The sequence below is a fragment of the Kitasatospora sp. NPDC056181 genome (assembly GCF_042266225.1).
Taxonomy (GTDB): Bacteria; Actinomycetota; Actinomycetes; order Streptomycetales; family Streptomycetaceae; genus Kitasatospora.
In genome coordinates this window covers 1-7,641 of record NZ_JBHJUK010000252.1, presented here as the reverse complement: position 1 = coordinate 7,641, position 7,641 = coordinate 1, and the positions used below count along the sequence as shown (strand labels likewise).

The 7,641-nt window shown below is 74.5% G+C and carries 6 protein-coding genes; 3 read left to right on the top strand and 3 right to left on the bottom strand.

From position 1 onward, the window contains the following. Positions 1-69: 69 nt before the first annotated feature. Positions 70-666, top strand: coding sequence for a TIGR03086 family metal-binding protein (locus tag ACFC1F_RS41955; RefSeq protein WP_245205021.1), 597 nt, complete (start codon positions 70-72; stop codon positions 664-666). Positions 667-716: 50 nt separating this feature from the next. On the opposite strand, the gene ACFC1F_RS41950 is transcribed toward ACFC1F_RS41955, so the two are convergent. After that, positions 717-1,919 carry a helix-turn-helix domain-containing protein gene (locus tag ACFC1F_RS41950; RefSeq protein WP_376166914.1) on the bottom strand — a complete coding sequence of 401 codons (1,203 nt, stop codon included), beginning with the start codon at positions 1,917-1,919 and terminating at the stop codon, positions 717-719. A 320-nt stretch (positions 1,920-2,239) separates the two neighbouring features. Here ACFC1F_RS41950 and ACFC1F_RS41945 point away from each other — a divergent pair, with 320 nt between their 5' ends. Further along, entirely contained in the window at positions 2,240-2,656 is a 417-nt protein-coding gene (locus ACFC1F_RS41945; RefSeq protein ID WP_376166912.1) for a hypothetical protein, read from the top strand. A 51-nt stretch (positions 2,657-2,707) separates the two neighbouring features. On the opposite strand, the gene ACFC1F_RS41940 is transcribed toward ACFC1F_RS41945, so the two are convergent. Further along, entirely contained in the window at positions 2,708-3,169 is a 462-nt protein-coding gene (locus ACFC1F_RS41940) for a (2Fe-2S)-binding protein (RefSeq protein WP_376166910.1), read from the bottom strand. Positions 3,170-3,287: 118 nt separating this feature from the next. After that, the gene (locus tag ACFC1F_RS41935) at positions 3,288-5,753 is read right to left on the bottom strand and encodes a molybdopterin cofactor-binding domain-containing protein (protein ID WP_376166909.1); all 2,466 of its coding nucleotides are present in this window, start codon (positions 5,751-5,753) and stop codon (positions 3,288-3,290) included. A gap of 409 nt (positions 5,754-6,162) precedes the next feature. On the opposite strand from ACFC1F_RS41935, the gene ACFC1F_RS41930 reads away from it, so the two are divergent. Next, positions 6,163-7,470, top strand: a complete 1,308-nt coding sequence (locus ACFC1F_RS41930; protein WP_376166907.1) for an MFS transporter — start codon at positions 6,163-6,165, stop codon at positions 7,468-7,470. Positions 7,471-7,641: the final 171 nt, after the last annotated feature.

The window sequence follows — 7,641 nt, the reverse complement described above, 5'->3', positions numbered from 1 at the left end:
CCGGTGGCGGCGGTCCCGTTTACGATCGGCCGGTCCGAGCACATGTCCCAGCCCCGAAGAGGTGTCGCCATGACCGCAGCGGAAGACCCGATCGACCTGCTCGCCCGGGCGCTCGCGCAGACCGCCGGCCTGATCGACGGCGCCGGCACCGAGCAGGCTGGTCACCCGACGACCTGCCGTTCCTGGGACGTCGCCGACCTGATCAGCCATCTCCTCCACGACCTGCGGCAGTTCACCGTCCGGGCGAACGGCGGCAACCCGGACTGGTCGCAGCCCTTCGAGCGGGTCGAGGACGACTGGCTGCACGCGTTCGAGGCCGGTGCCGAGGAGCTGGTCGCCGCCTGGCGGAACGCCGGGGACCTCTCCGGGACCATCGAGATCCCCGGGGGCGGCACGCTGCCCGCACGCTTCCCGGTGGATCAGCAGATCGCCGAGTTCGCCGTGCACGGCTGGGACTTGGCCCGCGCCACCGGCCAGTCCACGGCGGGCCTCGACCACGACGTGGCCCGCGCCTCGCTCGCCTGGGGCCGCGGCGCGCTGCGCCCCGAGTACCGCGGGAGCGAGGAGGACGGCCGCGCCTTCGGCCCCGAGGTGACCGTTCCCGAGGACGCGCCGCCCTACGACCGGCTGGCCGCCTTCTTCGGCCGTGACCCGCGCAAGGTCTGAGCCGCTCCGGCGGGGGCCGGGGCGCAGGCCCGGGGCGGCAACGCGCCCGGTCAGTGGAAGGCGGCGAGGACGGCGCCCCACTGCGCGGTGGTCTGTCCGGTCGCGGCGCAGCGACCGGAGTCCGTCGCGACCTGGTGGGCGGTGGTGAGGCGGTAGGAGGAGAGCCGGAGCACCGGGAGGGTGGTCCAGCCGGGGCTGAACTCGGGGGCGGTGCCGGTGTTGGTGCCCACCGTGCCCACCAGCAGGTCGCCGGCGGTGCAGTCGAGCGGGCCGGCGCTGGTCGTGAAGGCGGTCCCGCCGCTCTCGCCGGAGGCGTGGGCGCTGCCCCGGGCGGCGGAGACGCCGCGGAACTCGTCCACCGCGACGTGGTACTTGCTGGAGTGCGGGTAGGACACGTGGATCGCGTCCGCCGTGGTCAGCGCGGGGACCCCGAAGGCGGCCAGCACGAGCACCCGGTGCCGGAGCGAGTCCGTCACGTCCCCGACGATGCCGAACCTGTCGCCCTGGGTGTCCGTCACCGTCACCTTTCCGGGGCAGGTGCTGGTCAGCATCATCGTCACGATCAGGGCGTCCCCGCGGGTGACCGGCGAGAGGACGGGCAGGACGACGTCGGTGCCGGAGAGGATTTGCTGGTCGAAGGCGGGCCGGGACACCCAGGAGGGAGCCGGGCCGGCGGTCGCCGTGCGGTCCGTCGCCGGAAACGGACCGGGAGGGGCGGGGTGGGCGGCCGAGCCGGCCTCCGGTTCGGCGGGCCGACGGGTGGCGGCGTCGCCGACCGGGCAGTCCTGCGGCAGTGCGGACTGCGCGACGGGGCCGCGGAAGGCGACCAGACCGAGCGTGCCGCAGGCTCCGAGCAGCGTGCCGACGAGCAGGCTGACCGCGTGGGTCCAGAGGCGGTGACGGTGTAGCGGCAGTCCGGTGCTCCCGGAGGCGCGCGAGGTCGGCGGCTCCACGGGGCTCTCGGCGGGAGCGGCCGCCGGCGTGGGCACCACCGGCCGGGTGTCCGCGTCGGCGGCCGGGCTCTCGTCGGTGGTGGACATCCAGCGGCGGTGCCACTCGGCCTCGTCGCCGCCGCAGGCCTGGACGTAGGCCCTCGTCGTGGGCCAGGACGGCAGCCTCGACCCGGAGGCCGCCTCGTACAGGGTGGTGTGGGAGATCGAGCCGGCTTTCCTCGCCATGGTGCGGAAGGAGGGCTGGCCCGCCTCCCGGCGCAGCCTGCGCAACTCGGCGGCGAAGTCCTCGGCCGCTCTCACGCGTTCAGGGCCTCCCGGTCGTGACTCCCGCTCCGCCATGACGCCCCCCGCTGTCAGACGGTGTCAGATCCCCCGGCACCGCTCCTCGCTTGTCGCGTACGGATCATAGCGACGCGTGACGGCGGTGTTCGGACATCGGTTGAACGATCCCGGCGGAAGGCGGCTCCCGGGCCGGCCCGCCGCCGCAGTCAGCTGTTGTCAGTTTCCGTCAGGCGGTACCGAACACCGCAGGTGGTCGGGTCAGCTGTCCCCGCCGTCGCAGTCACGGCGACCGGCCAACGGGACGACAACGACAGACGACAACGACAGGGGAAATCGACATGCGCAAGGGACTCCTCCACAGGCTCGGGCGGCGCGGCGCGACCGTCGCAACCTTCGCGGCCGTGGCGGTGCTGGCGGCCGGTGGCGTCGGCCTGGCGGCGGGCAGCGCGTCCGCCGACGGGGTGTACTTCCTCCACGACCACCCCAGCGGTCACGGAGTGGGCCTGTATAACTCGTCCTCTGGGACCACCAAGGTCACCCAGGACCTGACCCTGCAGTCCTTCAGCTGGTCCGGGGACTGGATCTCCCCCGACTGCTGGATCAGGGGTGTGGACATCAACAACCAGGGCAACGTGTGGTACCGGATCACTTCCGCGTCCCACCCGAACGGCGACCCGTACGTCGGCACCGCGTTCGTCTACGGGGCCTACGCGGACGGCAACTGGCTCTTCCACAACGGGCTGCGCGCGTGCTGACGGCCCGCTGAACCGGTCCGCCCCGCCCGCACCGCCGGGCGGGGCGGACCGCTACAAAGCCTGGCGGGCGGCGGCCTGCTTGATCGCCTCGCGGATGCGGGGGTAGGTGCCGCAGCGGCAGATGTTCTGGATCTGGTCGATGTCCGCGTCGGTCGGGGCCGGGGTGCGGCGCAGCAGGGCCGCCGCGGTCATGATCTGCCCGGGCTGGCAGAAGCCGCACTGGGCGACGTCGCAGGCGAGCCAGGCTTCCTGGACGGGGTGCAGGGTGTCGCCGTCCGCCAGCCCCTCGATCGTGGTGACGCTGCGCCCGGCACAGTCCCTGACCGCCATCGTGCACGGCTGGAACTCCTCGCCGTCCAGGTGGCTGGTGCAGGCGCGGCAGACGCCGACCCCGCAGCCGTACTTGGGGCCGGTGACGCCGAGCTTGTCGCGCAGCACCCAGAGCAGCGGCATGTCGTCCGGTGCCTCGACGGTGACGGGCTGCCCGTTGAGGACGAAGGTGTGGCTGGGCATGGGGAGTTGCGCCCTTCGGGGGTCGGTTGAACGCAGGGGACGCGCAGAGGTCGAGCGGCCGGAGGTCGAGCGCTCGGAGGCTGAGCGCTCGGAGGCCGAGCGCTCAGAAGTCGAGCGCTCAGAAGTCGATCGGGAACGAGCGCGGGCTGGTGCCGGTCGCCCGGGCGTACGCGTTGGCGACCGCCGCCGAGGCGGCCGGGACGCCCAACTCGCCCGCGCCGCCGGGTGGTCCGCTCGGCGGCATGAGGTGGATCTCGACCGACGGCGGGCTGTTGCGCTGCCGGGCGTAGCGGAAGTCGGCGAAGCTTCCCTCCCGGACGGCGCCGCGGTCGATGTGGTTGCCGGCCTGGAGGACGACCGAGCTGCCGTCGATCAGCGCGCCGGTCAACTGGGCTTCCAGTCCACGGGGGTTGATCACCAGTCCGAGGTCGGCGGCGATCACGGCCCTGGTGACGCGGGGCTGCTTCGGGTCGGTGGCGTCCAGCTCGACGAGGTAGGCGACGCGCCCGCCGTTCTCGTCGTGGTAGCCGACGCCCTGGGCCTGGCCGGCGGGCATCGGGCGGCCCCAGCGGCCGGCCTGGGCGACCTTGTCGAGCACGGCACGGCCGGCGGCGTCGCGGACCCGGGCCAGGCGGAAGACGACCGGGTCCTGGCCGAGGCGGCGGGCCAGTTCGTCCATCATGATCTCGTCGGCGACGCGGACGGTGCCGGAGTAGACCGAGCGCCAGCTGCCGGTGTGCATGTCCAGCGGGACCTCGGCGAGCAGCTGGGTGGGGATGCCGACGTCGTACGGGTTCTTCTCGCTGAGCAGGAAGAACGCCTGGGCGAGGCTGATCCCGGCCACCGAGAGGTTGAAGCCGGCGGCGGTGAGCGCCTCGCCGAGCCCGTGCCGGAAGTCGGTCCGGACGGTGGCGACCCGGTGCTCGTAGCTGATCACCTGGCCGAGGCCGTAGGTGGCGCGGACCCGGTGGTGGCTGGCGGGGCGCATCCGGCCGTGGCGCATGTCGTCGTTGCGGGTCCACATCAGCTTGACCGGGCGGCCGGCCGCCCGGGAGATCCGAGCGGCCTCCAGCGCGGCGTCGAAGAACAGCCGCCGGCCGAACGAGCCGCCGCCGCGCACCACGTGGACGGTGACGGCGTCCTGCGGCAGGCCGAGCTCGGCGGCGATGGTCTGCTGGGCGACGATCGGGGTCTGCGAGGCGAACCAGATCTCGGCGCGGTTCGGGCGCACGTCGGCGACGGCCGTCAGCACCTCCATCGGCGCGTGGTTGACGAAGGCGAAGTCGAACTCGCCGTCCACGTACTGGGTGAGCAACGGCGGGACGAGGAACGGCAGGTGGGCGGCGCGCAGCCGGGCCCGGATGTCGGCGTCGGAGAGCGCGGCGACCGGGCCGGGGTTCCAGGAGGTGAGCAGCGCGTCGCGGGCCTTGAGCGCCTGGTCGAAGGTCTCGGCGAGGACGGCGACGCCGGTCGGGACGGTGACCACGCCCAGCACGCCCGGCATCGCGCGGGCGGCCGAGGCGTCCAGCGACCTGAGGGTGCCGTTGATGGTGGTCGGCCGGGCGACCACGCAGGGCACGGCGCCCGGAACGGCGAGGTCCCCGGCGTACTTGGCGCGGCCGGTGACGATGTCGCGGGCGTCGATCCGGCCCGTCGGACGCCCCACCAGGTGCTGCTGGTCCGGTGACTTGGGCGCGGCGGGCACGGCCGGGACGGCGATTCCCGCGGCCTCGGCGGCGAGTTCGCCGTAGCCGGCCCGGCGGCCGTCGGGGGCGAGGACGGCGGAGTCGGCGGTGCGCAGCGTGCCGGCCGGCAGCGACCAGCGGTGGGCGGCGGCGGTGACCAGCCGGGCCCGGGCGGCGGCAGCAGCGGCGCGGACCGGGTCGTACAGCGAGCGCACCGAGTTGGAGGCGCCGGTGAGCTGGTTGAAGAGGAGTTCCGGGCGGCCGTCGGAGAGCGGGACGTCGACGTCGGTGAGCCGGGCGTCGAGCTCCTCGGCGACCAGCATGGCGATGGCGGTGGTCAGGCCCTGGCCGACTTCCAGGCGGGGGAGGTGCAGGGCGGCGCGTCCGTCGGCGGTGACCTCCAGCACCAGCAGGTGGGAGGTGGGCAGGCCGGCCACGATCAGCGCGTCGCCGAGGTCGAGGATGTCCGGGATGCCCGGCAGGCCGAGCAACTGCGACGGCGCGGAGGTCTGTTCGGCGAGTGCCCGCTCGGCGGCGGTCCGGACGGCGGCCTGCGCGGTGGCGGGCGCGGCGGCGTCGAGACCCAGCCGGGCGGCCACGGTGAGCGTGGGGGCGGCGAGCAGGTAGGTGAGGAAGCGCCGGCGGCCGGTGGGGTCCGCGGGTCCGCCGGCCGGGCTCGCCGCGGGTGCCTCCGCCTCGGCCTCGGGCGGGGCCTCGGTGACGGGAGCGGCGGTGGCCTCGGCGGCGGGAGCGGCGGTGGGATCGGTGGCGTTCCGGGCGCTGCCCGAGGGTGCGATGGAGGTGCTGATGGGAGGAGCCCTTCGAGCCGGCGACGGCTCCGGCCGGGCGGGCCTGGGCGGCCCCGGCCCCGCTGCCGGATCGCGAACGCGGACGAGCATAGGAGGGGGCTACTGGCCGGTCAACACGGGCACTTCGGTCCGGACCGGACAACCCGCCGGATGGCGGATGGGGCGGCGCCGGATGTCGGATGGAGTGGATACGGACGGCACCGGGCGGGCGGGTCGCGGCCTCGGTACCGCCGTCCAGGTGAAGCCCGGGTGACGGATCGTCCGTTCCCGCACGGCAGTTCGGCCGCCGAGGGTCCGTGTGGGGCGCCCCGGGACGGACCCGTGGAGGGGCCCGGCGGAGAGGGCCGGTGGCGGGGCCGTCCGGGGCGTCGAAGTGGCCCACCTGCCAGGGTGGTGAATGGACCTTTCCACTGGGCCACCCGACTCCTAGGATTGATCTTGTCAGTCAGTAGAGGAACGGGTGGCCTCCCGGCGGGGCCGCCGCACCGGGGGAGTCTCCTTGCCGATCCGCCTTGTCCCGCCCGCAGGCGTCCAACGGACGCTCGCCACCGCTCAGTTGGTCGGCTCGATCGGCGACGGCGCGTACTACACCTGCTCCGCGCTCTACTTCACCCGGGTCATCGGGATGTCCCCCACCCGGCTCGGTCTCGGCCTGGCCGTGGCCTGGGCGGTGGGCTCGCTGGCCGGTGTCCCGCTCGGCCACCTCGCCGACCGGCGCGGACCGCGCGGCACGGCGGTGCTGCTGGCGCTCGCCACCGGTGCGGTGGTCGCGTCGTTCCTGGTGGTCCGCTCCTTCGTGCCGTTCCTGGTCGCCGTCTGCCTCTACGCCACGACGCAGTCCGGGCTCTCGGCGGCCCGGCAGGCACTGGTCGGCGGCCTGGTCGACCGGGCGGAACGGACAACGCTGCTCGCCCAGTTGCAGGCGGTCCTCAATGCCGGACTGGCCCTCGGCGCCGCGATCGGCGGCGTCGTGCTGAGCACCGGGAGCCGGACCGGGTTCCTGGTCGCCTTCGCGGTCACCGCCGTCGGGTTCCTGGTCAGCGGCCTGATCCTGCTGCGTCTGCCCGAGGTCCCGCCCGCCCCCGCGAGCCCGGGCACCGGACCGAAGCTGGCCGTGCTCTCCGACCGTCCCTACGCCGTGGTGACGCTGGTCAACACCGTGCTGCTGCTGCGGATGCCGCTGCTCAGCCTGATCATCCCGCTCTGGATCGCCGCCAGGGCGGAGAACCTCGCCTGGCTCGGCTCGGCCCTGTTCGTCCTCAACACCGTGGTGGTGATGGCCTTCCAGGTCCGCGCGGCCCGCGGCGTGACCGGGCTGCGCTCCGCCTCGCGCGCCGTCCGCGACGCGGGCGTCATCCTGCTCGCCTCCTGCGCGGTCTTCGCCCTCTCGGCCGGGGACGTCCCGGTCTGGGCGATGGCCGGCCTCCTGGTGGTGGCCGCGACGCTCCAGGTGATCGGCGAGATGAAGCAGTCCGCGGGCTCCTGGCAGATCAGCTTCGACCTCGCGCCCGCCCACCAGACCGGCCAGTACCAGGGCTTCTTCGGTTCGGGCGTGGCGGTGGCGCGCACCGTCGGACCGCTGCTGCTGACCACGCTGCTGCTGGACTGGGGCGCACCCGGGTGGCTGCTGCTGGGCGGGTTCTTCCTGGCGGCGGGCTGCGCGATGGGGCCGGTGGTGCGGTGGGCGGAGCGCCGTCGCCCGGGGGCGGCGGATTCGGATTCGGCGCGGGAGCCGGAGGCCGAGCCGCAGCTGGACTCGGCGCGGGAGCCGGAGGTGGAGTCGGGCGAGGTCGTGGCGCGGGCCTGAGGGGACTGGCGCTGGGCCGGACGCCGGGGCCGGCCCCCACGGGTGGCCGGCCACCGCCACCCCGGGGGGCGTCGGGGGGTGGGGGGGCAACCGCCGCGCGCCCTTGCTCCATCACCCGCTGGGCCGTCCGATCACCGAAAACAAAGGGACAAGAAGGGTGGGCCGACGGAT

Coding starts and splice junctions, on each gene's coding strand:
- ACFC1F_RS41955 (WP_245205021.1), top strand. CDS start 70: ATGACCGCAGCGGAAGACCCGATCGACCTGCTCGCCCGGGCGCTCGCG.
- ACFC1F_RS41945 (WP_376166912.1), top strand. CDS start 2,240: ATGCGCAAGGGACTCCTCCACAGGCTCGGGCGGCGCGGCGCGACCGTC.
- ACFC1F_RS41940 (WP_376166910.1), bottom strand. CDS start 3,169: ATGCCCAGCCACACCTTCGTCCTCAACGGGCAGCCCGTCACCGTCGAG.
- ACFC1F_RS41935 (WP_376166909.1), bottom strand. CDS start 5,753: ATGCTCGTCCGCGTTCGCGATCCGGCAGCGGGGCCGGGGCCGCCCAGG.